The organism is Paenibacillus anseongensis (genome assembly GCF_009757995.1).
In the GTDB taxonomy this organism is placed as follows: domain Bacteria; phylum Bacillota; class Bacilli; order Paenibacillales; family NBRC-103111; genus Paenibacillus_E; species Paenibacillus_E chondroitinus.
The window spans coordinates 53,435-79,667 of the sequence record NZ_WSEM01000015.1; the positions used below are offsets into that span (position 1 = coordinate 53,435).

General features: G+C 47.4%; 25 protein-coding genes and 1 other annotated feature (1 of these 26 only partly in view). Of the genes, 16 read left to right on the plus strand and 9 right to left on the minus strand.

The annotated features are described in order from the left end of the window. Positions 1-217 (plus strand) — a binding site (T-box leader); it begins 4 nt to the left of the window's first position. A gap of 53 nt (positions 218-270) precedes the next feature. Further along, positions 271-2,160, plus strand: a complete 1,890-nt coding sequence (locus GON05_RS15015) for an arginine--tRNA ligase (RefSeq protein ID WP_157319852.1) — start codon at positions 271-273, stop codon at positions 2,158-2,160. A 342-nt stretch (positions 2,161-2,502) separates the two neighbouring features. Next, positions 2,503-3,135 carry a hypothetical protein gene (locus GON05_RS15020; RefSeq protein WP_157319853.1) on the plus strand — a complete coding sequence of 211 codons (633 nt, stop codon included), beginning with the start codon at positions 2,503-2,505 and terminating at the stop codon, positions 3,133-3,135. Positions 3,136-3,196: 61 nt separating this feature from the next. On the opposite strand, the gene GON05_RS15025 is transcribed toward GON05_RS15020, so the two are convergent. The 3 genes from GON05_RS15025 to panD form a co-directional block, all read right to left on the minus strand. Beyond that, positions 3,197-4,408: a threonine synthase gene (locus tag GON05_RS15025; protein ID WP_157319855.1), complete on the minus strand. Its 1,212-nt coding sequence runs from the start codon at positions 4,406-4,408 to the stop codon at positions 3,197-3,199. Between the two features lie 130 nt (positions 4,409-4,538). After that, positions 4,539-5,273, minus strand: a complete 735-nt coding sequence (locus GON05_RS15030) for a YheC/YheD family protein (RefSeq protein WP_157319857.1) — start codon at positions 5,271-5,273, stop codon at positions 4,539-4,541. Continuing rightward, the gene (panD, locus tag GON05_RS15035; protein WP_157319858.1) at positions 5,266-5,667 is read right to left on the minus strand and encodes an aspartate 1-decarboxylase; all 402 of its coding nucleotides are present in this window, start codon (positions 5,665-5,667) and stop codon (positions 5,266-5,268) included. Before panD ends, GON05_RS15030 begins: the two co-directional genes overlap by 8 nt. Positions 5,668-5,924: 257 nt before the next feature. Here panD and GON05_RS15040 point away from each other — a divergent pair, with 257 nt between their 5' ends. Together GON05_RS15040 and GON05_RS15045 are read left to right on the plus strand one after the other, a co-directional pair. Next, positions 5,925-6,554 (plus strand): ABC transporter ATP-binding protein, encoded by a 630-nt coding sequence (locus GON05_RS15040; protein WP_157319860.1) that lies wholly within the window; start codon positions 5,925-5,927, stop codon positions 6,552-6,554. A gap of 2 nt (positions 6,555-6,556) precedes the next feature. Then, entirely contained in the window at positions 6,557-7,300 is a 744-nt protein-coding gene (locus GON05_RS15045; protein ID WP_157319861.1) for an ABC transporter permease, read from the plus strand. A gap of 68 nt (positions 7,301-7,368) precedes the next feature. Here the strand turns inward: GON05_RS15045 and GON05_RS15050 are convergent, their stop codons facing one another. Next, complete coding sequence (locus GON05_RS15050) at positions 7,369-8,133, minus strand: sulfite exporter TauE/SafE family protein (protein ID WP_157319863.1); 765 nt, start codon at positions 8,131-8,133, stop codon at positions 7,369-7,371. A 201-nt stretch (positions 8,134-8,334) separates the two neighbouring features. Here GON05_RS15050 and GON05_RS15055 point away from each other — a divergent pair, with 201 nt between their 5' ends. After that, positions 8,335-9,669 (plus strand): MFS transporter, encoded by a 1,335-nt coding sequence (locus GON05_RS15055; RefSeq protein WP_246239158.1) that lies wholly within the window; start codon positions 8,335-8,337, stop codon positions 9,667-9,669. Positions 9,670-9,738: 69 nt separating this feature from the next. Here the strand turns inward: GON05_RS15055 and GON05_RS15060 are convergent, their stop codons facing one another. Continuing rightward, positions 9,739-10,854: an MHYT domain-containing protein gene (locus GON05_RS15060; RefSeq protein ID WP_157319864.1), complete on the minus strand. Its 1,116-nt coding sequence runs from the start codon at positions 10,852-10,854 to the stop codon at positions 9,739-9,741. 151 nt (positions 10,855-11,005) lie between these two features. Between GON05_RS15060 and GON05_RS15065 the strand changes: the two genes are divergently transcribed. The 8 genes from GON05_RS15065 to GON05_RS15100 all read left to right on the plus strand — a co-directional run bounded on the left by GON05_RS15065 (position 11,006) and on the right by GON05_RS15100 (position 18,950). Beyond that, on the plus strand, positions 11,006-11,656 hold the full coding sequence (locus tag GON05_RS15065) for an HAD family hydrolase (RefSeq protein WP_246239159.1): 651 nt from the start codon (positions 11,006-11,008) through the stop codon (positions 11,654-11,656). 40 nt (positions 11,657-11,696) lie between these two features. Continuing rightward, entirely contained in the window at positions 11,697-12,122 is a 426-nt protein-coding gene (locus GON05_RS15070) for a GNAT family N-acetyltransferase (RefSeq protein WP_157319866.1), read from the plus strand. A gap of 277 nt (positions 12,123-12,399) precedes the next feature. Continuing rightward, a complete protein-coding gene (locus tag GON05_RS15075; RefSeq protein WP_127449553.1) occupies positions 12,400-13,233 on the plus strand; it encodes an electron transfer flavoprotein subunit beta/FixA family protein in 834 nt (277 codons plus the stop codon). A 75-nt stretch (positions 13,234-13,308) separates the two neighbouring features. Continuing rightward, positions 13,309-14,421, plus strand: coding sequence for an electron transfer flavoprotein subunit alpha/FixB family protein (locus GON05_RS15080; RefSeq protein WP_157319868.1), 1,113 nt, complete (start codon positions 13,309-13,311; stop codon positions 14,419-14,421). Further along, positions 14,418-15,728, plus strand: coding sequence for an FAD-dependent oxidoreductase (locus tag GON05_RS15085; protein WP_181646549.1), 1,311 nt, complete (start codon positions 14,418-14,420; stop codon positions 15,726-15,728). Before GON05_RS15080 ends, GON05_RS15085 begins: the two co-directional genes overlap by 4 nt. Next, positions 15,725-16,012, plus strand: a complete 288-nt coding sequence (locus GON05_RS15090; protein WP_157319869.1) for a ferredoxin family protein — start codon at positions 15,725-15,727, stop codon at positions 16,010-16,012. Before GON05_RS15085 ends, GON05_RS15090 begins: the two co-directional genes overlap by 4 nt. 162 nt (positions 16,013-16,174) lie before the next feature. Beyond that, positions 16,175-18,370 carry an alpha-galactosidase gene (locus tag GON05_RS15095; RefSeq protein WP_157319871.1) on the plus strand — a complete coding sequence of 732 codons (2,196 nt, stop codon included), beginning with the start codon at positions 16,175-16,177 and terminating at the stop codon, positions 18,368-18,370. 67 nt (positions 18,371-18,437) lie between these two features. Beyond that, positions 18,438-18,950, plus strand: a complete 513-nt coding sequence (locus tag GON05_RS15100) for a DinB family protein (RefSeq protein ID WP_157319873.1) — start codon at positions 18,438-18,440, stop codon at positions 18,948-18,950. Between the two features lie 44 nt (positions 18,951-18,994). Here GON05_RS15100 and GON05_RS15105 read toward each other — a convergent pair whose 3' ends face one another. Then, entirely contained in the window at positions 18,995-19,222 is a 228-nt protein-coding gene (locus GON05_RS15105; protein ID WP_127449564.1) for a 3-dehydroquinate dehydratase, read from the minus strand. Between the two features lie 252 nt (positions 19,223-19,474). Next, positions 19,475-20,236 carry an AraC family transcriptional regulator gene (locus GON05_RS15110; RefSeq protein WP_338114077.1) on the minus strand — a complete coding sequence of 254 codons (762 nt, stop codon included), beginning with the start codon at positions 20,234-20,236 and terminating at the stop codon, positions 19,475-19,477. Positions 20,237-20,409: 173 nt separating this feature from the next. Between GON05_RS15110 and GON05_RS15115 the strand changes: the two genes are divergently transcribed. After that, on the plus strand, positions 20,410-21,183 hold the full coding sequence (locus tag GON05_RS15115; RefSeq protein WP_157319875.1) for a sugar phosphate isomerase/epimerase family protein: 774 nt from the start codon (positions 20,410-20,412) through the stop codon (positions 21,181-21,183). A gap of 36 nt (positions 21,184-21,219) precedes the next feature. Continuing rightward, positions 21,220-22,239, plus strand: a complete 1,020-nt coding sequence (locus GON05_RS15120) for a Gfo/Idh/MocA family protein (protein WP_157319877.1) — start codon at positions 21,220-21,222, stop codon at positions 22,237-22,239. 69 nt (positions 22,240-22,308) lie between these two features. On the opposite strand, the gene GON05_RS15125 is transcribed toward GON05_RS15120, so the two are convergent. Next, positions 22,309-24,423 (minus strand): LTA synthase family protein, encoded by a 2,115-nt coding sequence (locus tag GON05_RS15125; protein ID WP_157319878.1) that lies wholly within the window; start codon positions 24,421-24,423, stop codon positions 22,309-22,311. A 258-nt stretch (positions 24,424-24,681) separates the two neighbouring features. On the opposite strand from GON05_RS15125, the gene GON05_RS15130 reads away from it, so the two are divergent. Beyond that, positions 24,682-25,527 (plus strand): YitT family protein, encoded by an 846-nt coding sequence (locus GON05_RS15130; RefSeq protein ID WP_246239187.1) that lies wholly within the window; start codon positions 24,682-24,684, stop codon positions 25,525-25,527. Here GON05_RS15130 and GON05_RS15135 read toward each other — a convergent pair. After that, positions 25,524-26,225 (minus strand): response regulator transcription factor, encoded by a 702-nt coding sequence (locus GON05_RS15135; protein ID WP_157319881.1) that lies wholly within the window; start codon positions 26,223-26,225, stop codon positions 25,524-25,526. The two genes, GON05_RS15130 and GON05_RS15135, sit on opposite strands and share 4 nt — an antisense overlap. Between the last annotated feature and the right edge of the window lie 8 nt (positions 26,226-26,233).

The window sequence follows — 26,233 nt, forward strand, 5'->3', positions numbered from 1 at the left end:
CATTGATGAACAGGACAGTAGTTCTTGTCGGACAGTCGCAGCGAGCCGGAATTGGTGGGAACCGGTACGAATGTCAGGAACGAAACGGACCTGGGAAATGGTCTTCCGAAATGAGCAGTAGGGAGATCCGGCATAAGCCGTTATCGTTGGAGGGGTTAAATCTGTAGATTTAACACTTAGAGTGGTACCGCGGGAATGAACAGCTCTCGTCTCTTATTTAGAGACGGGGGCTTTTTTGTATGCAAATGATGCCATTTGGGAGGAAATACGATGATTCAACAGCTATTAACCATTGAAATTGAGCAGCACGTCGAAGCCATGTTTCAGGAGTCCGGGACGCAGCGTCCAGCTAATTTGAAAATTTTAACCGAGCATCCGGCGCACCCGGAACATGGAGACTACAGCTCCAACATTGCCATGCTTTTGGCCAAAATACTGCGCAAGTCCCCCTTGCAGATCGCCGGGGAGCTTCAAAGCCGCATCGAGCAGAATGGGCTTGTTCAAGGTTTGTTTAGCAAAGCAGCTGCTGTTGCACCCGGTTTTCTGAATTTTTATATCAACTGGGAAGCCTGGGCCGATGGGGAATTTCAAGCTCCAACGAAGCGCACCAGCCGCAGTAAACAAAGCAAGGTACTGGTGGAACATACCTCCATTAATCCTAACAAAGCGGCACATGTAGGGCATTTGAGAAATTCTTGTATCGGTGACTCTTTGTCACGTATGCTATCGCATGCCGGGTATGAAGTGGAGGTTCACAATTATATTGATGACCTCGGGAATCAATTAGCCGATACGGTGGTAGGTATTCTTCATACGCAAACGGAGGGAAGTTTTCCACGTTTCGGGGATTTTTGTTGGGAAACTTACGCTAAGGTGAATCAAGCCTATAAAGATCAGCCGGCGTTAGCCGAGCAGCGATCTGTGGTCCTCCATGCCATTGAAAGCGGGACATCGAATCTTGCGTGGATGGGTGCTTTGGTTGCGGAGCGAATTGTGCGTGAGCAGTTGGAGGAAATGAAGCAATTTGGCATCTCCTATGATGTGCTGGTGTGGGAAAGCAGCATTGTTCGTGCCGGATTCTGGGATACCACTTTCGAGCTGCTGAGTAAAACGGAAATGTTTCATAAGGTGACGGAGGGGAAACTGGCAGGCTGTTGGGTACTGAAGAACCTCGAAGAAGGCGGAGCTGAAACCCCAGCGGACAACCAGGATTTTCAAGGGGATAAAGTGCTTGTTCGTTCAAATGGCATTCTTACCTATACCGCGAAGGATATAGCGTATCACCTGTGGAAATTCGGACTGCTGGAAAATGATTTTGTGTATAAAAAATGGGAGGATGGCTTGTGGTCAACGGCTGCTCAAGGAAGTAAAAAAACGATCGGGCGCGCAGATATGGTCATTAATGTCATTGACTACCGTCAGCAGTATCCGCAAGAGATGGTGAAGCTGGCACTTGAAGTGCTTGGTTATCAGCAGCAGGCTAGCCAACTCAAGCATGTCAGCTACGGCGTTGTTTCTTTAAGTCCAGATACAGCGGCAGGGCTTGGTCTGGATACTTCCGAAGGCAAAAGTTCCTATGCGATGTCAGGCCGTCAAGGCATTGGGATTAAAGTCGCAGACCTGCTTGATCGCATGGAGAAAGTGATCGATGCCAAACGTTCAAGAAAAGCGGGAATATCCAGCAGATCCATCGCCGCGGCTGCGATCCGTTACTATTTGCTAAAATATCAGCTGCAAACCGAAGTGATTTTTGATCTGGAGCAAGCGACCGAAGTGACAGGGAATACAGGCGTTTATTTGCTGTATGCTTACGCAAGAGCGAACCGTATTTTGGACAAAGCGAAGGTGGACGATCGTCTGCAAGCCATAGCGGCCAAGTTTCATGGAACTCTTCTGGAAGATCAGGAATACCAGCTGCTGAGGCATATCGCTTACTGGCCGGAAACTTTGGAGAATGCCACTGCTCAGTTGGCTCCTAGTCTAATTTGTCATTATGCGTTTGAATTAGCATCTTTGTTCAATCATTTTTATAGTGCATGTCCGGTTTTAAAAGGGAGCGAAGAGAGCATTTCCCACCGCTTATGGATTACACAAACGGTGAAGGCTACCCTTCATGAAGCGCTTGAACTGCTTGGTATGCCGACTCCTAAACGATTATAAAAAACTCCCTTAGATAGAGCCTAATGTGCTTCCCTTATGTATTTGCTGATACAGCCTGTCAACGGGCTGCATAAAAAGCAGAAAAAGCGCTAGCCCCTTCCGAGTTCGAGCATGAAGTGCCATGTTTGCTGAGATAGCAGCGGAAAAACAAAAGTGAGAGTCAGACAATCCGTGAGTGCAACCATTGGTCAAGGCGGGAATTCGATCTCGGTGAACGCTTCTGAGGTTGGTGTCGTCCGCATTCGTCCTTAAAAATGCAACAATAGCTTTCTGATCTGGATTAAATGCGGTACAATAGGGATATTCGTGCCAATATGAATGATTCAGGAGGCTTTTACCACAATGACAGAAAAAGAGATCGAAACACAAACCGAAGAAAATAACGAACAAGATTTGGAACAAGAACAGGCCCAGATCATTATGACTTGGTTTCAGCACATAAACGAAGTTATGAAGGCGCAATTTCCCGAATATGAAGTCGAGGGACAAATCGGAAATAACCCAACGTATGGCCCGATGTTTGCTTTTACACTAAAAAAAGATGAGAAGTTCACTTCATGTGGATTTTTCCTCAACGAAATTATGCGAAATTTCCAAACCAATCCGAACGCTGGACTCTGGCTTTCTTCCTTCTTTGTTGACTTGTTGAGAAGCCCGGAGAATCATGCGCTTCCTAATCCACCGCAAACGGAAGACCAAGCAAAAGAACTTCTGGATAAACATATTGTTCCTTACTGTGCATCAGCTGTTCGTGAAGAGTTCCCTGATCAAAAGATTTATGTTGATTTAGAGCTTCATGAGGAGCATGGCCCGGTTCTGGAAGCCGGCTTCGTTGCTGTGCAAGACGGGAACAACACTTGTGCCCTTCCGCTGCAATATTTAATGACTTTATTCTTATTGAACCGTGATCCGGCAGAGCCTCTGATTCAAGCGATGTACCGTTTGTATGAGGAAAATAATCTAGGTCAAGCTTAGATTCGCTAAACATAAAAGGACCGTCAGGAAGGAGCAATTCTTTCCTGACGGTTTTTCTTGTTCAGCGCCCAAGCGACTTATAATCCGCATAGCTCCTTATCTTTGGAACGGAGGACATACGTTCCAACTGCGCATATTTCATGGCATGCGAAGTGTTAAACAGCACGACTGAGTCGGTGGGACGCAGCCAACCACTGTCACAGAGCTCGATCAGGCCTGCCCAGGTGGCAGAACCTTCCGGCGAGGAAGAAATGCCTTGGGCGCCTAAAGAGCGTGTGGCATCGGCGATCTGGCTCTTGGATAAGGCGAGTGCTGTACCGCCGCTTTCCTTCACGATTGACAAGATCAGAGGCAGATCAGGTGGCAGAGGCACTCGCATGCCTGTCGGACTAGGTTCTTTGGCTGTTCCGGCCTGATTTCTTGCCGTTTGCTGCAGCAGCCCGTCGACGATGGGCTGGCAGCCCTCTTCCTGCACGCAAACGAACCGTGGCATAGGGCCGTCAACCCAACCAAGCGCTTTGAGCTCATGGTAGGCTTTCCACATGCCAATAATTCCGGAGCCTCCGCCGGTCGGATAGATGATAACGTCGGGAAACGCCCATCCGAGCTGCTCGGCGAGCTCAAGTCCCATTGTTTTTTTTCCCTCTACGCGCCCAGGTTCCTTCAAGGTGCCGACATTTACCCAACCCTGCTCCCCCTTGCCGGTTTCAATAATTGCTGCGGCGTCATGGATTAAGCCATCCACAAGAAAGGTTTCCGCCCCATAAAGTGGACACTCCTCTACGATGAGCGGAGGGCAATCCAAAGGGATGAACACCGAAGATTTAATCCCGGCATGGCTAGCATAAGCAGCGAGCGCGCCAGCGGCATTGCCGTTGGAAGGAACCGCCGCTCGGGTTGCTCCCGATTCTTTCAGTAGAGAAACGGCGACGGAAAATCCCCGTGATTTGAAGCTTCCCGTCGGGTTCTGTTCTTCGCGTTTAATCCACAGCTGCCTAAGGGACAGCTTATGTTCCCAATTCTGTAAGCGTACTAGCGGGGTCCAGCCTTCGCCAAGCGTGATGATACAATCCGGGTTGCTCACCGGAAGCAGTTCGTTGTATCTCCACATGGATGGGTAGCGAGTCTGTAATGCTTCCTTCTTTAATGATTTGCTCAAGCGCTCCAAGTCGTAATCGACCAATAACGTACCGCCGCAAGTACATTTCATGTCTTGATAGCGGAAAGGGAGCTTTGCCGAACATCGTGAGCAATAAAGCCCCAATTGTTTCATTCTCTGGGCCTCCTCGCCGTTTTCAGCGGGAAAACGATTGGTTAGTTAGCATGAATTCGCGTCTGCCAACTCTAATGTAGATTATTACAACCGGGAGAAGATGGAGACGGCTTGTGTCTCTTGCATCTGTTTATTTTTTGTGAAAGGACTTGATTCGGCGGAACATTGATTTATCTTTTAGTTTCAAAAACAGTTCCAGCATCGGTGCATAGTTGACCTCAATGATCCAAACATGCCCCGCTTTGTCAAAGGCCATGTCGATGCCCATCGTTTTTACCCACCGGTAGGAGGGTCCAAGCTTGGCAGCGCTCTTAAGTGCGACTTTATCGAGCTGTGCCAGCAGATCGGCTGATCGCATGGATTTTAGCTGAGAATGTTTGATAGCATGCTCCACGGATACAACTTTACCGCTGCTCATGCGGATATTCGTCACAATAAAACCGCTGCCAGCGACTTTCGCCAGCTTACCGGTTACTTGCCACTTCGAATGGGGGTGTCGCTGCACCATCACTCGCATATCAAAAGGCCGCCCGTTAACGGTAGCGAGTGGAATGCGCTGCTGGACAATGAAATTTTTGCCGGTTTTCTTTTTGAGAAAGGCGTTTACTTGCTCTTGATCGGTAAATCGTTTCTTTTTCGCTCCGTCCTGAAGTTCGTATCCGGAATCTTCCAATTTTTTAATTCGAATGACGCCATGTCCGCCATAGCTGCCAGTAGGCTTAATAATAACTTGTTGGTATTTGTTCAGCAGTCGCCAGAACGCGGATTCCTTCAGCCATTCGGTCTCCGGAAGGTACGCGCGGAGCTTCTCCGATTTGCGGAGCAGCTTGTATTTCGTCCACTTGCTGGTGCTGAGATTACTCATAGGGCTTCACTTCTTGCTCTTGAATGATGACATCATGCTCCTCGACCCTGAGCACCTGATTCTCTTCATCGACAAATACGACTTGTGGCTTCAAGGAGGCAATTTCTGCTTCATTCATCAGACCCATACTCAAAATGATGACAAGATCCCCGGGGTGGAAAAGATGGGCGGGCGGGCCGTTCAGTCCGATTTTTCCGCAGCCTTCAGTCGCAGGGATGGCATATGTTTTCCATCTTGTGGCGTTGCGCAGGCTGGTAACCTGAACCATCTCATAGGGTAAAATGTTTGCTTTACGCATTAACAAAGCATCTATGGTAATGCTTCCGACGTAATTCAGATCGGCTTCCGTCACCGTAGCGCGATGGATTTTACCTTTACACATTAGTCGCTGCATATGCAGTAGCTCCTTTATCATCACATTGGGTGTTCATCACAACGTATGAATAGGGCAAGTCATCTTGTGTAGGCCAACGCCTGTTTGCGAAAAAAATGGGTTCATGCCGCCGTGAAATGTAGCTATGATATAATTTAGTTATCATAAGTATTAATTCATCTAGGGAGTGAGACATTCTGCAGCCTTTTTTCGTTATTGAAAATGTACATAAGAACCATCCAAACGGAGGGGGAACTCCACTTTTTAAACAAATCAGCGTGGAAGTAAAGCCAAAAGATGTTATAGCGATCCAGGGGCCGTCTGGGCAGGGGAAAAGTACGCTATTACGAGTTTTAGCCGCATTAGACAACATTCAGAGTGGTCGGTTATCCTTACATGGACGTCCAGTTGAGAGTTGGGGACCCTGTGAATGGCGGAAACAAGTATGTTATGTGCCTCAACAACCAGCCATGCTGCCGAAAACCGTGGAGGACAATTTAGCTTTGGTGAGCAAGCTTCATCAACGCAAATTTGATCAGCCTCTAGCAAAGAGGCTAATGGATGAGGTTGGGCTGGGGGATCTTAGCTGGTCTCAAAATCCGGTGGAGTTGTCAGGCGGACAAAAACAACGCGTTCAGCTTGTGCGTTCGATGTTGATGGGCTCTGACATCCTTTTACTTGATGAAGCGACCTCAGCGCTGGATGCACAGAGCAAACAAGCGGTGGAGTCGACGCTCATGAGATGGAAGGAAGAAAGGGGAACGGCGCTTGTTTGGGTGACCCATGAGCAGGAGCAGGCCGAGCGAGTGGCCAACCGGTTTTGGTATCTGGAGAACGGTGTGTTATCAGAAACAGTGAAAAAAGACGACTTAACTTCTTTTTCCCTTGATCAAGGGGGAGTGGAGTAATTATGTCAGCAGTTGCCTTGGGTTTTACGCTAACTTTTATTATGATTACGATGGTTTTATCCAGATGGCAAAAATTGGGGCTTGAGAAGGACATTGCATGGGGAACGATTCGTGGCGCCTTGCAGCTATTATTCATAGGTTATGTGCTTCATTTTGTTTTTCAAACTGAACATTTGGGACTTATTATAGGAATTATCGCGATAATGATCATGATCGCTACACAAAATGCGGGGAAACGAGCAAAAGGGTTAACGGGAATCCATTGGCGGATAGCAGCAGCAATTGCCATAACGGAAATTCTAACGATGGGACTGATGCTTGGCCTCCAAATTATCAAACCAACGACGCAATTCATCATTCCTATCAGCGGGATGACCATTGGAAGTTCCATGATTGTTTGCGGTTTGTTTTTGAACCAAATGAATCGTGAGGTAGGGTCCTCCCGGGACATGATTGATGCCCTTCTTGCATTGGGAGCAACACCGAAACAGGCCATCCAACAAGCACTTCAGCGCTCTGTGAAGGCAAGTATGATTCCTACGATTGACGGGATGAAGACGGTTGGTTTAGTTCAATTGCCTGGGATGATGACAGGCATGATTATTGCAGGCTCAAGTCCGATTGAAGCGGTGAGGTATCAAATTTTGATTTTGTTTGCGTTCACGGCTTCGGCAGCAATGACAGGAATTATTTTAAGCATTCTGAGCTATAAATTATGGTTCACGAAAGAAATGACGTTGAAGTAAAGAACAGTTATTTCCCGGGGAATCCATGAAAAAAAGCGTCCGAATACATTCGGGCGCTTATGTTGTTCTCATATTAATTTAAGGCCACTAATTAATACCAGACTGGCAATAATGGTCCGCAGGACGTTGGTTGGAGCCTTGGTAGCTAGCATGCTGCCGATTAGTACGCCAGGGATTGAGCCAAGTAGAAGATTGATAACGAGTGTGTAATTGACATTCCCCATGCTGGCGTGCAAAATACCTGCTGTCGTTGCCAGGAAAAATGCATGTGCGATATCTGTGCCGACGAGTTGTGCTGGAGCCATGCGGAAGAAGTAAAGCATGGCAATGGCATATAAAGAGCCGGAACCGATGGAGGTCATGCCTACAATGAAGCCAAGAACCGCGCCAATGGTGATTGTCAGACCGCGTTTCTCTTGCAAGCTTTTGAGCTGCCAACGGTTTTCTTTGATCTTATGGCCGAAGAAAACTTTGAACAAGGTGGCAAAGGCAACCAGAATCAAGACGTAGCCGAGCGCGTGTTTGATAATAACTTCTTGATTATTATAAAACGAGTTGAAGAATTTCAGGAAGATTACCGCGACGATGACGCCGGGAATGCTGCCCATAGCTAACATTTTGACGAGCTTAAAATCAATCGTTTTCTGCCGCCAATGCTGAATGGTGCCGAAAAGCTTTGTGATGGAATTATAAAGCAGGTCTGTTCCGACGGCAATAGAAGGATGAATACCGATCAGGATCAAGATGGGGGTGAGCAGCGAAGCTCCGCCAACACCAGTTAATCCAACCAAAAAACCAACAATTACACCCATTAATAAAATACTCAAAGTCATGTAGTCATGTCCCCTGTCAATTACCCACTAATTCAATTGGATTAATTTTATTATATGCATTAGCCTTATGTAAAGAAGTTTTTTGTAAGCCGTTTCGAGTCATGGCGACCAAATCTTTAATCACGCTATTCATTAGATAGCGAATCAGTTACAATATATGGATGTGACTAGGAAGACAGCATAAGGAGGTACATAAGAAAAATGATGAGTAGTAATCGAAGCAATCGCACAACGGTTATGGTCAGCATCGTACTAGCGATGCTAGTGGCGTCTATGGATGCGACCATAGCCAATACGACGATGCCGATCATTGTGAAGGAAATTGGCGGTAGTGACCTGTTCGCCTGGGCATTTACCTCGTATATGGTGCTCTCTACCGTACTTGCTCCACTAGCAGGCCGGTTATCCGATTTATTTGGTCGGAAAAAGATCTATGCCGCAGGGATCCTTTTGTTTCTTGGAGGGTCTGTCCTATGTGGGTTATCCCAGAGTATGCTGCAGCTGATCCTCTTTAGAGCCATCCAAGGGATTGGCGCAGGCGTGATGATGCCGTTTCCAGCGATTATTGCGGGAGATATATATCCTGTGGAGCAGCGTGGGAAAGTGCAGGCCTTTTTCACAGCGATGTGGGGGCTGGCGGCTGTATTAGCGCCGTTATTAGGAACATTTTTTGTGACTTATTTGAGCTGGCGTTGGATATTCTTCGTTAATATTCCGATTTGTTTGGTTTCGCTTTTAGCTTTGAAGCCGTATAAGGAAGTTTATCAAGCGAAGAAATCCGTGGTGGATTACGGCGGGGCCGTGCTGTTCGCCTTGGGGATCTCGCTGCTGCTCCTTACGACAACGATTGAGCAATACAACTTTATTTACGGGGTATTAGGCGTAGTATGTATGGTTGCCTTTTTCTTTTATGAGAAAAGGCATAGCGCACCGATTGTTCCTTTGAACCTGCTTCGAAATCGACCTGTGGCCATTATGATTGCGGTCTCGTTTATTTCCTGTGCAGCGCTATTTGGGACTTCAAGTTTTATACCGCTATATTTGCAAAATCAAGGGTATTCGCTATTTGTGAGTGGGCTTGCTCTGCTTGGTACGTCGATTGGTTGGATGGTGGTTGCTGTTCCAAGCGGGAAATGGGTGCTAAAATATGGTTACAAACCGCTGCTGATCATTGGGAACGGTTTGCTCTTGGTTACGGCAATTATGCTTTATTTTATGGGTGAAAAAACAGCTTACTGGTACTCATTTGCGACGATGACGATGCTTGGGCTTGCTTATGGGCTCATCTTTACGGTTTCAACGATTGGTTCACAGCAGCTAGTTGAGGCGCACCAGAAAGGGATCTCTACTTCGTTGCAGCTATTCGCCCGTAATATTGGTACGGCTGTGAGCGTGACCATCATGGGGGCGATTTTGACGAAAGCGACTGCTTTTTACATCGGCTTCCATGGGATGTTCGTTTTTGGTTTCATTGTCTGCTTGGTTTCCATGTTCATTCCATTTGTGATTCAATCCACATCCAAACAGGCGGCTTAAGCCGGGAATAACGAAAATGATCAAGAACCTGAGGGAGTCCCTCAGGTTCTTCGTGTCGATAAGGATGATTCAGGAAGCGGAAGCTGAAGCTGAACGCTTCTGATTCGTTATGTCTCTAATTGTTGCTGCAAAGATCATTTTGCCTTTGAATTGAAAGCCGGTGATGGTGATCTCAGCCGGAAATTCGGAACGGTCTGCACGGTAGGCCGCCATTTCCATTCGCTTGCCGAGCAAAGCGGCATCTTGCCGTGATAACTGCTGAAACAAAGAAGCGGCCGCTTCGCCATTTCGATCAAAAGGAAATAGAAAATCAAAGACGGTTAAGGACAAAGCTTGTTTGTGCGTATAACCGAATGCAGCGGATGCTGCCGGATTACAATCAATAATCCAACCCCGGCTGTTAAACACCATGATGCTGTCGATGCTTGTATCCAGTAAAGAAGCTTTCAGGGCAAATTGTTCGGCTACCTTCTGATCAATTTTCATGGAATAAAACAAGTTGATGGAGAAAAAAATGATCGTTCCAAAAGCAATTAACAAGGCGAGAACATAACTGTCCATGCTCGTACGATAATGTTCTGCAAGCATGCTGCTATCTGGATAAGTCATTTTTCCAGCAGACATCCCGAGGTAATGCATGCCAGTCAGGGTTAAACTGATGACAAAGCTACTAGTGACTACTTTTTGCTTGGCGTAGGTGGATAGATATAAAGCGGTTATGGATGCTATGATAGCTAATAGAATAGTAAGGATAAATGGAAAAGGCGCATAGCGAATTTCCACTTGTTTGAGGGCACTCATATTCATGAAATGCATACCGGCTATCGACAAGCCCATAAATGTGCCGCCGAGCAGAAATTTCGGAAATTCGAATGCGGCGAAATGCATGACAGTAAAGCCGATGATGGAGCCAATGATAGCGATCGCCAGAGATGTAAATAAGGTTATCATATCGAAGCTTTTAACAGACGGATATGGACAGGCCAGTATCGCGATGAAATGCATGGACCAGATGCCTGCCGCTAAGGTAGAAGCACATCTTAAGATCCATAATTTTTGTTGCCAGGGGCTGGAATCAGTAATTCTTTTGGTCAATTTCAGACTAGTACAAGAAGCTGACAGAACAACGACGAAAGCTAGAAGTATGAGGTACAAATTATAGGGATGAGCTTCTGCAAGATGCATATCCGATTCCTCTCATAGATTGATGGTGTGCCAGTCTGTGGTGGTTTTATTATAGTTGTCAGTCAATGGCGTGTATATAGCGGTTAATGTTAATTAAAATCGAATTGTGTCGAAATACACTAAATCTTGATATAGGGAGGAGGAAGCGCTGTTGAAAAAAGCTAACGCAATTCGTGGCATTATTTTTGATATGGATAATACCCTTCTTCAATCTCATATTGATTTTCCCGCAATGAAACAGGCGGTTGCCCTTTTTTTAATTCAAGAGGGGATGTTATCGCAAGAGTTTGCGATTGACTCGCATACAACTTCAACGATTCTTGCCCATGTCAAAGAAGCGGGTGCATCGGAAGAAGTATTGGAAGCCGCCTTGCAGATTGCTGAGGGTTATGAACTTCAAGGCATGGAGGGGGCGGGTCTTGAGCCGGGTGCGCAGGAGCTTTTGGAGAAGCTTCAGGGAACTTATACACTTGCGCTTGTGACCAATAACTCTTACGCGGCAGCTATTAAAGCGTTGGAGACCACGGGAATCAAAGAACGTTTTGATTTGATTGTCGGAAGGGAGCAGATGGACGCGATGAAGCCCTATCCTTCAGGGAATTTATTTGTGATGAGGCATTTTTCCGGAATTGCAGTGGAGAATTGGATATCTGTTGGCGATTCCTGGATTGACGGCCAAGCTGCTAAGGAAGCAGGGATTCCTTTTATAAGTTATGGGAGTGGCGTGCCGTTGATGGTGGAAAAAGGCGTTAAACCGGCGGCTCAGATTGACAAGCTGTTAAGTCTGTTAGATTATGTATAGATTACAGATGAACAAGAGAAAGAAGTGATCGTAAGTGTTAATGGATGTGAAGTCCCGACTTCAAGAGAATCTTATTCAGGAACTGCTCAGCTACAGCGTCTTCCCTGATCCGGATGTATTAGAAGAGACGATTAAGAGATATGAAACAGATTCGAATATGTGGCTTTACGGGTATGAATCAGAAGGAGTACTCGTCGGCATTATCGGGTTTCGAATCAATGATGAGCAGGAAATGACGATTCATCATCTGGCGGTAGAACCTCATAGCAGAGGAGCCGGGTTCGGCCGGGGCATCATCCTCGAAATCATAGAAGAGATGCACCCAGTTAGAATCGTGGCGGAGACGGATGAGGAAACGGTTCAATTTTACCGGAGCATTGGCTTCGTGATTCGCAGTCTTGGCGAGAAATACCCTGGTGTTGAGCGATTTGTATGCACGTATGAGATTGATCCGGAAGATGAATAGCAGTTGGCAATTAGGTCGGTCAGGATGAATCCTGGCCGATCTTTTTTTTATGCGCAATGTTCACAGTAGCTCAGAGATAATAGCCCAAGCCAAAAGTAAATGTCATGTTAGATAGCAATTTGCATATATTGTTGTAGGCTGTTGCGTTATTAAGTTATTCATGAAAGCGATTTCCATGCGTCATTTAAGTGACATTTTTCACAATGATGACAAGCATTGCGGGTGTTTTGTCAAACGGTGTCATACAAGATTCCGGAAGAAACAGGAGGGTGCAGAAATGCTGCATATCGTAGTGTGTATCAAGCAGGTGCCTGACTCTAGAGAAATTCGCATTGACCCGAAAAATAACACGTTAATTCGTCAAGGCGTTCCCAGCATTGTGAATTTTTACGATATGCATGGGCTGGAAGAGGCGCTTCGCATCAAGGATGAAACCGGGGCAAGAGTGACTGTTGTGACCATGGGACCGCCTCCCGCTGAGAAAGGCCTGAAGGAGTGCATTTCGCTTGGCGCGGATGATGCCGTCCTCGTAACGGACCGCGGCTTTGCTGGAGCGGACACGCTGGCTACTTCCTATGTCGTGGCCCGGACGATACGTAAAATCGCCGAGACGTGGGGGCCGGTGGATATTGTTTTTTGCGGGAAACAAACACTTGATGGCGACACGGGTCAGGTCGGGCCAGGGGTCGCGTGCCGGTTGGATTTGGAGCAGCTCACGTACGTGAACAAAGTGGTGGACGTTGATGAACAGAATCGCAAAGTTCGCGTACACCGCCTTTTGGAAGACGGTATTGAAGTGGTTGAGACAAGCATGCCTGTGTTGATCACAGCGCTGAAGGAGCTGAACAAGGTTCGAAGGGCATCGCTGCCAGGCATGATTCGAGCGGCGCGATACAAGCCGACAGTGTGGACGACGGCGGATTTTCCAGACTTGGAGCGGGCGAAAATCGGTCTCAAAGGCTCCCCGACAATCGTTGCAAAGACATGGGTGCCTGAAGTGAAAGCTGTTAAAACCAATATGATCGCTTATGATTCGCCGGAAGCGGGCGCGGCACAACTCGCTGACCAGCTCATGAGCAAGGAAATGCAGACGCTGCTTGACTGGGCATAGGCAAAGCCGCAATGCCGAAAGGATGCAAGAGTAGAGAGAACTGTAAGGAACATGTAACGAATGGAGGAAGTCACTATGGCCAATGAACAAACGACGGAGCAGGCCGAAGGGGCAATGCCTGATTGGTCCGCTTATCGGGGCGTATTAATCGTTGTGGAGCAGCGGGACGGGGCAGCGAAAAAGGTGTCCTGGCAGCTGCTAGGTGAAGGCAAGAAGCTGGCAGCGAAGCTGGACGCGCCGCTCATGGCGCTCGTCATCGGCGAAGGTGTAGCCCACCTCGCCGAGGAAGCCGTGCACTACGGCGCGGACCGGGTGTACCTCTGCGAAGCGCCGGAGCTTCGCACATACCGAACCCGGCCCTACAGCCGGGTCTGTTTGAAGCTGATCGAGGAAGCAAAGCCCGAGATCGTGCTGTTCGGCGCGACAGCTACGGGCCGGGATCTGGCAGGCGCCATCGCGACGCACCTGCCGACGGGGCTGACGGCCGACACGACGCAGCTCGACGTGGAGCCGCCTCCGTCGCGGCTGCTGCTGGCCAGCCGGCCGGCTTTTTCCGAGAAGATGATGGCCACCATCCTCTGCAAGCAGTACCGGCCGCAGATGGCGACGGCGCGCGCCGGGGTGTTTCAGGCGCTGCCGAAGGATACGGCGCGCCAAGGCGAAATCGTCGCCATCGAGGCGGCGATGCGGGAGGAAGAGATTGCCGCGCAGGTGCTGGACTTCCTGCACGAGACGGGCAAGCTGAATCTCGAGGAAGCCGAGATTATTGTGGCCGGGGGCCGCGGATTAGGCGGCCCTGAGCCCTTCGGGCTGCTCGCCGAGCTGGCGGAGGCGCTCGGCGGTGTCGTTGGCGCATCCCGCGCGGCGGTGGACGCGGGCTGGATCGGGCATGAGCACCAGGTTGGGCAGACCGGTGCGACTGTGCGACCGAAGCTGTACTTCGCCATCGGCATCTCTGGCGCTGTACAGCATACCGTCGGCATGAGCAACGCGGACGTTGTCGTCGCCATTAACAAAGACGAGAAAGCGCCTATTTTCCAATTTGCTCACTATGGGATGGTAGGCGATCTGTTTAAGCTGGTTCCGGCGATCACGCAAGAGGTGAAAAAACGACGCACCCTGTTTACCAAACCCGCTGCCGATACAACCGCTTCTATACCAACGCTGGAAAGGAGTGAGGCCAAGTGAATGAAAAGTTCGATGCGATCGTCGTTGGCGGGGGGCCAGCCGGTGCAGCAGCAGCGTTAACCATGGCGCGAGCCGGGTTATCTGTTGTACTTCTGGAACGGGGGGAGTTCCCCGGTGCCAAAAACATTTTCGGCGGCGTCCTCTACCGGAAGCAAATTGAAGAGCTCGTTCCCGAGTTTTGGAAAGAGAAGAACTTTCCGATGGAACGGTACATTGTGGAGCAGCGCATTTGGATGATGGGCAAAGAATCGATGGTCACATTCGGTCACCGCAATGAGGCATATAAAGAGCCTTACAATTGTTTTACCGGTTTACGTGTTAAATTTGATCAATGGTTCGCCGATAAAGCGGTTGCCGCGGGTGCCATCCCTGTGTATGAAACCGTTGCGCTGGATGTTATTCGTGAAGGCGATAAGGTTGTTGGTGTCAAAACGGATCGGGATGACGGCGATTTGTATGCCGATGTTGTGGTCATTGCCGACGGTGTGAATTCCTTGCTCGGAAAAGCCATGGGCATTCATAAGGAATGGACGCCGGATCAAGTGTCGCTTGCGGTGAAAGAAGTGATTGCGCTGCCCAAAGAGAAAATCGAGGACCGCTTCGGGCTGGAAGGCGACGAAGGCGTGACGATTGAATTTATGGGCGAAACTTCACTTGGCATGGCGGGAATGGGTTTCCTTTATACGAATAAAGATACGATTTCCTTAGGCGTGGGCGTGATGGTTAACCATTTGCGCGATAAAAAAGTGAAGCCTTATGCCGTTCTAGACGCGGTTAAACAGCATCCGATGATTCGCAAGCTGATACAGGGAGGAGAAACGAAGGAGTACTCCGGGCATTTGATCCCCGAAGGCGGCTTTCACTCGATTCCTCCGCTCTCGGGCAACGGCTGGTGCGTCTGCGGAGATGCTGCGCAGCTTATCAACTTCGTCCATCGGGAAGGTACGAATTTGGCGATGACTTCCGGCCGGTTGGCAGGCGAAGCCATTGTGGAGGCCAAGGGCCGCGGAGATTACACCGCCGCTTCGCTGCAGGCTTATGATCAAAAGATACGCGAATCCTTTGTGCACAAAGATTTGCAAAAGTATAAGGGCATGCATCAGTTCCTGAAGGAGCAGGATCCTGAACTCCTGTTTGATAAGCTGCCAAGAGCGCTGAATGAAGCGGCTTACAACATGTTCCTGGTAGATGGCATTGCCAAGGCGGATAAGCAGAAAATGGCGATGAAGCTGATTAAAAACGCCGCAGGCGGCACGGTGAACTTGATGAAGCTGGGCTATAAGGGATGGAGGGCGATGAACGGATGAGTCAAAGCGACATTTCTGATAAGCTGTTTACGATCCGTTACAAATGCGACGACAAGTCACACCTTGTCATTAAAGACAAACAAACATGTATGAATTGTGTGACCAAGGATTGCAACTACTTTTGTCCGTCTGACGTGTATGATTGGGAAAAGAAGCTCAAGATTACGACGGTCGCCTTTGAGAATTGCATTGAGTGTGGAACCTGCCGAATTGCTTGTCCGTCGCACAACATTGATTGGGTTTATCCCAAAGGTGGGTACGGCATGACGTATAAATTCGGCTAAATGGAAGGATTTATGGAAGGGAGCAAGGCTTTCGAGCCGCTGCTCCTTTTTTGCTGAAATTAGGGAATACTATAGCAAAACTACATTTCTCCATATGTAAGTGTACAATCTCCATAGTGCGGATTGGCAAAGAATAAGATAATAAGGAGCAGGAGGGATATTATGCAGATAACTTTTGAACAGACACAAGGTATTTTCCATTTAAAAAACAGCCAGATGAGTTATGTGATTCAGCTTGTCCAAAATGCCTACCCGGCACATGTCTACTGGGGTCGCCCCATCCGTTCCGGGCAATTGGCCGCCATTTTACAATTTCATGAAAGATGTTCGTTCTCTCCGAACCCGGTTCCGGAAGACCGCAGCATCTCTTTCGATACGTTACCGCAGGAATATCCAGCCTATGGAACAAGTGACTTCCGGGAGCCTGCTTATCAAGTTGCGCTTTCGAACGGGTCGACGATTACTGAACTTATCTATGATAAACATCGAATTTACGCAGGTAAGCCTGCATTAGAAGGTTTGCCGGCTACGTATACAGAGCATGAAAACGAAGCGCAAACGCTTGAGTTGGAATTAGTGGATGCGTTGATTGGTCTACGTGTCATTCTTTCTTACACCATCTTTGACAAGCATGCGGCATTAACAAGATCCGTGCGTTTCGTGAACGAAGGCACAGCTGATTTGAAGCTGCTTCGCGCGCTTAGCATGAGCGTTGATTATTCGCACAGCGAATTTGATCTGCTGCAGCTTTCAGGCAGCTGGGTGAGAGAGCGGTATATCGAACGCAGAGCGCTTGCTCCTGGCAAATTGACTGTAGAAAGCCGCCGCGGCTCCAGCAGCCATCAGCATAACCCATTCATTGCATTGCTCGCCAAAGAAGCGGGCGAAGACCATGGGGATGTATACGGGTTTAGCCTCGTGTACAGCGGGAATTTTGCCGCTCATGCCGAAGTAGAGCCGTATGGGAATACACGTGTTTCCATGGGGATTAATCCGTTTGATTTCTCTTGGCTGCTTGAGCCTGGACAAGCTTTTCAGACGCCAGAAGCCGTTATGGTTTACTCCAGCTCCGGTTTAGGGGAAATGTCGCGGTCTTATCATAAACTGTACCGTACCCGCCTATGCCGTGGGGAGTTCCGTGACCGTACGAGACCGGTGCTCGTAAATAACTGGGAGGCGACGTACTTCCAATTTAACGCGGACAAAATCGAAAGCATCGCCAAAGCGGGCAAGGATCTTGGGATTGAGTTGTTCGTCCTTGACGATGGCTGGTTCGGCAAAAGAGACAGCGACAACAGCTCTCTAGGAGACTGGTTCGTCGATAAAGCAAAGCTGCCGAATGGGCTGGAAGATTTGGTTGCCAGAGTAAATGGCATGGGGCTTCAATTCGGACTGTGGTTTGAGCCGGAGATGGTGTCTCCGAACAGCGAATTATACCGGAAGCACCCGGATTGGTGCTTGCACGTGCCGAACCGCCGCCGTACAGAAGGCCGGCAGCAATTAATTCTGGACTTCTCTCGCGAGGATGTTTGCGAGGCTATCTTGGGGATGATTCGCAACATTCTGAGCAGCAGCCCGATTACTTATGTCAAATGGGACATGAACCGCAATATGACGGAAATCGGCTCCGCAGCGCTGCCGCCGGAAAGACAACGGGAAACGGCTCACCGTTATATCCTGGGTCTCTATCGTGTTCTAGAATCGTTAACAAAAGAATTTCCACATATTTTGTTTGAAAGCTGCTCTGGTGGGGGCGGCCGCTTCGACCCTGGTATGCTCTATTACATGCCGCAAACATGGACGAGCGATAACACGGATGCCGTCTCCCGCTTGAAAATTCAATACGGTACAAGCATCGTCTACCCAGTCAGCACGATGGGCGCGCACGTATCCGCTGTTCCGAATCACCAGGTGCACCGCGAAACCTCGCTGAAGATGCGCGGTGATGTGGCGATGTCCGGTAACTTCGGTTACGAGTTGGATCTCACCCGTTTCACGGATGAAGAGAAAGAGATTGTTAAACAGCAAATCGCGAACTACAAAGAAATTCGTCCGCTCGTCCAATTCGGCGACTTATATCGTCTGTTAAGTCCGTTTGAGGGCAACGAAACGGCTTGGATGATCGTCTCTGAAGATAAGAAACAAGCGCTGGTCGGCTACTTCCGCGTGTTGGCCGAACCGAACGCACCGCTCAAAACGCTGCGGTTAAAAGGGCTTAACCCAGATTTCGATTACCGCATTGCGGGCAAGGAAGAGGAGTATCCTGGCGATCACCTTCTTTACGCCGGTCTTCCCGTCAACGATTTGCGCGGAGACTTCCAAAGTAAGATATGGGTGCTACAAGCATCTTCTCAATGATCCAAATTTCCGCTATGATTAGTCTATTACATAAATAGACTGATCATGGAAGGGAGATTACTGCGCTATGTTGAAGCGGCCTGGGAAAGATGAATACGCGCCATATTATGAACAGTACATCAGCAAAGTGACTGACGAGGAATACGAGGTGTTCTTAGATCGTCAACGTGATGAAATCCTTGCTTTATTTGGGGAAATCGACGATGAAAAGTCACGATATCGCTATGCGCCGGGGAAATGGAGCTTGAAAGAAGTATTAGGGCATATTACGGACACTGAGCGGGTAATGAGCTACCGGATGCTGCGTATTTCTCGCGGAGATTCGACGGTACTGCCCGGATTTGATCAAGACGTCTTTGTTGCGAATACTTCGTTCGACGAGCTGTCTATCGAGGATTTATTGAATGATTTCAAAGCGGTCCGGCAGGCGACCTTAACGCTTCGCCGCACGATTGCAGATTCCGCTTGGTCACGCCAAGCGAACGTCAGCACGTTTGACATCACTGCACGAGGCCTTGCTTACGTGATTGCCGGTCATGCTGAACACCATCTGAGCATTGTGAAGGAAAGATATTTATAGAAAAAAAGAGTTTGTCTGGGGGACGCCCTCGACAAACTCTTTTTTTAATATAGCGATAAAGCCAACGAATCGCGTTCGTTAAAGGAATGAAGGATCGCTTCACAGCCAACGATTTCGATGCTGATGATCGACTCCAAACATTTCTTAATAGTGGCTCTGCCTTTCGTAACTTTCGCTTCAAGAGCGGATTTCAATAGGTTGAATTTCTTTTTATTTTTCTCATCGGAGTAGACAGGCACGGGTTTGTTATGAATCGTAATAAACATTTTCATAGATTTTCACCATCCTAGGAATTGGATATACATCAAGCATATATGAGGATTATTAATTTAACCTTAAAATAGTTTTACAATTTTGAAACAAACTTGCATTTCATGTATATATGTTAAAACTATTCTAAATAATTCCTCATTTTGAATCTAGCAAACGGACCAGCTTTTTCCGTTGTCAAAGAATATACGATTTAGAAGGCAAAAAAGTTCCAAACTCTAAGAAAAACTACATGAAAAATTTGTGAATTTTCTTTAATTTTGCGAATCTTTCTGCCGATACAGCTTCGGAGAGATTCCGAATCGATGTTTAAAGGCGCGATGAAAGTACGGATAGCTGCCAAAGCCGCAGCTCAAGGCGATTTGCTCCAAGGACATGGAGCTATCATGCATGCGTTCCACTGCACTGGATAAGCGGACTTCCAAGGCGTACTGAATCATGGTTTTGCCGAAGCATTCCTTGAACAAATGAACAGCGCGGGATACGCTCAGTCCCACGTGGTCAGCCACATCGTCCACTTTGAAAGTGGCTGTTGCATGCGCCTCGATAAACCGTTTCATCCGAGTGCCTGTAAAAGGCCGTCCTTGCAAGGAAACGGTTTCCGTTGCCGCGCGTTCCACATACAGGCATAACGCCTGCAGCAAATAACCGCTAAGCTCCCGGTTTTCCTCTTCCATTCTGCGTTTTTCAAGAATAAGCTGGCGCCAAAGCGAAATGAGCCGCGCATCTAGATCAATTCGTGTGCAAGTTTGCTTGTAGCTCCTTTTCCACCAGGCGTCAATCCATGCCCCTTTGCAAAATAAATAATAATCTCCGCTGGCGATTTTGCCGCCGGGGCTATCTTTCGCGGGTTCGATCTTTAACTCATACGGATCGCCCGGCTTATATAGAAGCAAATGGCCTGATTCGATTTGAATCATTTGACCATCAACGAGAATTTCACAAGTACCCTCTGTCTGTAAACGGAAAAGATAAGTATTGAGTCCGGATTTCGTACTCACATTAAACGGTTCCATATGAAAAGAATAGCCGCAGGTCAACAACTCCGTATCCATGGTAATCACCTTTCGTAGCCAAATAAGAGATGTTTTGATTATATCGTGAATGGTCATAATAAGCTATGTTCCGTTATACTGTCTACATGGTCAAAGAAATGCATAAATTGGAATTTAAGAAAAGAGGGAAACAAATGGGACGTTTAGGAATCGGTCTTCAATTGTATACACTTCGTGATGATATGGCTAAAGATTTGGAAGGCACACTTCGCCATGTTGCGAAGTTAGGTTATGAAGGCGTTGAGTTTGCGGGTTATTTTGACAAGCCTGCTGCTGAAATGAAAGAATTGCTGGATGAGCTTGGCCTGAAAGCTATTGGCAGCCATGTAAGTCTGGAGAGATTCCGCAATGATCTGCAAGGCGAAATCGACTACCTGCACACGATTGGCGCGAAATATGCGATCTGCCCTTATGTAGGTGCTGAAGAACGTGAAAATGCAGAGCAATGGAGAAAGCTAATTGCTGAGTGTGAGCAAATTGCGATTGAAGTTGGCAAACAAGGCTTGCAGTTCTTATACCATAATCATGATTTCGAATTCCATCATAAAGTAGACGGCGAATTCGTCTTTGATGCGATGTACGCGGGAAAAGATGCGATTCAAGTGGAAATGGATGTGTGCTGGGTTAAATATGCAGGACAAGATCCATTAGCTTATATTGCCAAGTATGCAGGACGTCTGCCGCTGCTTCATTTCAAAGATTTCTCCAAGGATGCTGAAGGCAAGCTGGTTACGTTGGAGCTGGGCTTAGGCGAAGTTCCGCTGGAGCAAGTAATTAAAGCTGCTGAGCAAGCAGGCGTGGAATGGCTTGTAGTTGAGCAGGATCACTGCCAGAAGCCGCCGCTTGTGAGCATTGAAAACAGTTTGAACTGGGTTAAAGAGCACTACATCAACGTTGTTCCTAACTAATTCATAACTTATCTTTTAGAGGAGTGTACAATTATAATGAGTAAAATTAAAGTGGCCGTCGTTGGGTGCGGCTCGATTTCCAAACATAGACATATCCCGGAATACGCATTGAATCCTAATGTTGAGCTTGTTGCTTTCGTTGATCCGATTATCGAAAGAGCTGAGCACTACGCTCAGCTTCACGGCGGAAAAGCTTACAGCAGCTACGCTGAAATGCTGAAAGAAGAAAAAGTCGATGCTGTTAGCGTATGTACGCCTAACTACTTGCACGCAGAAGTTTCTATTGCCGCAGCAAATGCTGGCGCGCACGTACTTGTAGAGAAGCCAATGGCTGCTACAGCTGAAGAAGCGGAAGCTATGATTGAAGCTGCTAAGAAAAACGGCGTGTTCTTGATGGTTGGCCACAACCAACGCCTAATGGCGCCGCACGTGAAAGCGAAAGAAATTTTGGAATCCGGCAAGCTGGGCAAAGTACTGACATTCCGTACCTCTTTCGGACATCCAGGACCGGAAGGCTGGAGCGTTGACGGCCGCGAGAGCTGGTTCTTCCGTAAAGAAGAAGCGATCATGGGCGCAATGGGCGACCTTGGCGTGCACAAATCCGATTTGATCCGTTATTTGCTGAATGATGAAGTTGCACAAGTGGCAGCTTTCGTGGGCACTATTCACAAAGAGGGAACGGATGTAGATGATAACTCCACTTGCTTACTGCGCATGAAGAGCGGTGCTACTGGCTCTCTGGTTGCAAGCTGGACGTACTACAAAGGCCAAGACAACTCCACAGTTCTATGGTGCGAGAACGGCGTTATCAAAATCGATACAGATCCTAATGATCAAGTTATCGTTGAACTTCGTAACGGCACGGTTGAACGTTACAAAGTTGGTCAAGTAGCGACGAATGAGAAGCAAACGGTCAGCGGCGTAATCGATGAGTTCGTTTCTTGCATTGTGAGTGGTACAAAACCGCGCATTTCCGGCGAAGAAGGCAAGCGTTCCTTGGAAGTTATCCTGGCTGCATTCGAATCCGAAGCAACAGGCAAAGTCATTACGCTCTAATTGCATTTTATATGAAAAAAGAGAGTGTCCCACAAGCCATGAATTTGGCCGTTGGACACTCTCTTTTGTTTATCTTCCGCCCATCTCAATCGGGAGTGTGTTGGATTTCCCCACAACCGTTTCCTTGGAGTCTTTCACTTGCACTTGTATGTCCCATATTCCGGCTTTAAGCAAATTGCCTTCCACTCGGGCCGTAACCATGTGCTCATCTTGCCATGTCGTCGGAATGGCTTTACCGTTCAGCGTTACAATGCTGAGTGGGGGCAAGTTACTGCCGTGTATCAGGAGTGTAACACTGGAACGCCCTGAGATATCCTGGTCTTGTGTATCTGCCTCGACTTTATCAAGGAGAATGGGACCAAAACCGAGCATATATTTCGAATTAATAATAGGCACCTTGTAATCCTTGTAGGCATGCCGGTCGCCAAACATAATGTCATACTGCAAGGTTTCATAGTCTTTTAAATCTTGTTCGTTGATGTGCATCGCCTCAAAATAATCTTTGGGCGGGATGATCGGGATCTTTTTCGAAAGTTGGCTTAAATAATTAGTATAATAGCTGCCTTGCTGTTTAGATAATTCAATAAGATAAGGACCTAGGAATGATGGGCTGATATTCAGCTTATCTTTGCGCTCCGTGTCAAAATTGTTCCAAACGACAAGGGGAACGCTGTACATTTTTTTCAAGAAATCCGGATCATCCTTACCACTGATATATTTGGTATCAATATAGGTTGCGTAATCATCGCCCAAGGCCGGCAAATGGTCGCCCCAGAATGCGATGATGGTAGGCTCGCCTTTTTTCTCATAATACTCGACAAGCTCTTTCAGCATTCGATCAGACGCATTGATGCCTTGAGCAAGCGTTTCGAGCATACCTTGAGAAGAAGGGGACATGTCCCCTGTGACATCAAACGTATTTTTCGGGAATTTACCCGGGAAGAAATGGAAATGATTTTCCATTGTATTCGCGAAAACAAAGTCAGGACCGTCGCTAAGCTCCGTCGCATGGATAATATTCGCAGCAACTTCACTATCCGCGATATAAGGGCCCGAATAGTTAGGCTTAAAATATTCAATCGGAATATATTTCGAGAAACCAAAGTCTTTATAGATGCGATTGCTGTTAAAATACCAGTTATAGAAAGGGCTAATCGCTGTAGATGTGTAACCTTGTCTTGCATAAATACTAGCTAAGGAATCCACTTCATTCGTAATAAATTGGTTATACGCAATCGATCCTTGCGGCAAGAAGCGCATCGAGTTCCCCGTCAATACCTCAAACTCCACGTTGGCAGTCCCACCGCCGTACTGCGGCGAAAGCATGGTGCCGCTCGTACCTGTCTGCTGTAATTGGTGAAAAAATGGGATCGGATCCCGGCTAAATTGTACGCCTTTGATCACGGTAGGATCCCAGAATGCTTCGCTTAATACGACAATCACATTCGGCTTAACATTCGGATCGCCGGCTTTAATCGGCGGTTTAGGTGAGTTGCTGACGATGGCTTCGACCGCTTTGTCGTCGTAACCTTCACGTTTATCGCTAAACATGGACTTGGTATTCAGGAACGTGGCCAGCGCATAACCGTTGGTTTGCGTATTTTCAACCTGATTCCATACCGAAGCTTTAATACCGCACCATTTCTGAACAGGTAGTGGCAAATCGGTATAAACCGCTGCCAACATGCCTAGCGCAATAACGGCGACAATTCCCCGTTCTTTTATATGCACTTTTTTCATAAATAACTGTGTGCGGTATAACAAGAAGTAGCTGGCTGCAAGGAACAACACGATCATAAACAGCACATTGAAGGTGAAAATATTTTTAATATATTGCACCATATCGGACGCTTCGCCTGCTAAAACGATATCCCATGGCGTCAAAGGGACGCCTAGTATTTTGAGTTTTATTCCGCTAATGAGTCCCATCACCAGCAGTATGCCTGAAAGAATCCAATAGGCTACTCTAGTACGGCCAATAATGGCGATGAAAAGCAGAAGCAGACTAAATACAATCCATTCATTATAGAGCAGCTCAATAATATGTTTATAGCTCCAGGTAAACATCTCTATATATTGCCCGCGGCTTAAAATTTCCATGATGACCACAGGAATTAAGGCAATAAGAATAAAGGGCAGCCGCTGCCGGGATAGCTGCAGTAAACGTTCTAGATGTAATTTCATATTTTCTCCTATGGATTGTAGATAAATTGTAAAGGACATCTGACATTATACCATGGGAATCGGCAATATTCGATGGTAGTTTATCTAATTATTTTAAGGCATTTTGACGTGAAAAATTGGCGGCTTTAGGCAGGGAAATGATGGTTCCGACGAGAAGATAGTAAGTAGAAAAATGTAAGTGACGAAAGGGGATGAACGATGGCTAAAGAACAGTTTGAATTGCAGAAGCGGGCAACAATTAGAGCGCAGCATCGCAGAATGACCAAGACCAGCTTAATGCGGCGCGGTGTCTTTCTATTTATCGGAGCAGCCTTAATGGCTGTAGGACTCGAAATATTTTTGGTCCCTAACAAAATTATTGATGGTGGAATTACCGGTATTTCGATCATTTTGTCATATTTGACCCACATTCAAGTAGGGATTTTCCTTACCTTATTGAATCTTCCATTTCTGTTTATCGGTTATAAAATGATTGGAAAAACGTTTGCGTTATCGACATTGTTCGCTATTTTGGTGATGTCGGCTGGTACAGCCTTGCTTCACCCGGTTCATGAGTTGACGAATGATCCTTTATTGGCTGCCGTATTTGGAGGGATTATCCTTGGGATTGGCGTCGGGATGGTTATCCGATTCGGGGGATCCCTTGACGGAACAGAGATTATTGCGATTCTGATCTCGAAAAAGATTCCTTTTTCCGTCGGCGAGGTTGTGATGTTTTTCAACGTATTTATTCTTGGCAGTGCAGGTTTTGTATACAGCTGGGATCGCGCGATGTACTCATTAATTGCTTATTTTATCGCTTATAAAATGATTGATGTGACGATCGAAGGTTTTGATGAATCCAAATCCGTTTGGATTATCAGTGATCGGTTTAGACAGATCGGAGAAGCTATTTTGGACCGGCTGGGGCGTGGGGTTACGTATCTGGAAGGAGAAGGCGGTTTCTCCGGAGACAATAAAAAGGTCATCTTCTGTGTCATCACGCGACTGGAGGAGGCGAAGCTGAAATCCATTGTTGATGAACTCGATCCATCGGCATTCCTCGCAGTCGGCAATATCCACGATGTCAAAGGCGGAAGATTTAAAAAGAAAGATATCCACTAGTCTTTTTCTCTATCACCTGTCTGTGTTGAGTTTCCCTGCTCGAACAGTCCTAATTCTCTCATTTTCTGAGCGGCATCCTTGCTGCTTGGACTTCCTAATTTTTTTAATATATGGCCTACGTGAATTTTCACTGTCCGCAGCGAAATGAAAAAACGGCTCGCAATTTCCGTTTGCGTATGGCCTTGATCAATCATTTCCAGTACTTGAAGTTCTGTCGGTGTAATCAGATCACGGGCTTCCTTGACCTTGAATTGATGTTCAAGCCGCTTGAGCCGGCGAAACTCCTCCCGCATTTGCTCGGCTACAGCGGCGTTAATGGACGCTTTCCGAGCATGCGCACCGCGGATGATATCCGGTAGTTCCTCAAATCTGGATTTGATTTGGTAATCGATGGCGCCGGCTTGGAAGGAACGGAAAATGAAGTCCTTTTCCTCCATGGAAGTTAGCATGATGACTTTGGCCCCCCATGCCAAAAGTGCCTGCTCGGCGAGGCCGATTCCAGCGGGTTCATCCTGCAGCATAATGTCCATAAGTACAACGTCAGCATCCGATTCAGACGCCGTAAAGAGCTCTCTCGCTTCTTCTGCGGTAGAGAGGGTGCGAATGACTTGCAGATCAGGCTGGCGGTCTAAAAACGCTTTGAGGCCGCGCAGCCAATCCAGGTCATCCTCAACGATTAATATACGAATTGGTTCCATCTTGAACC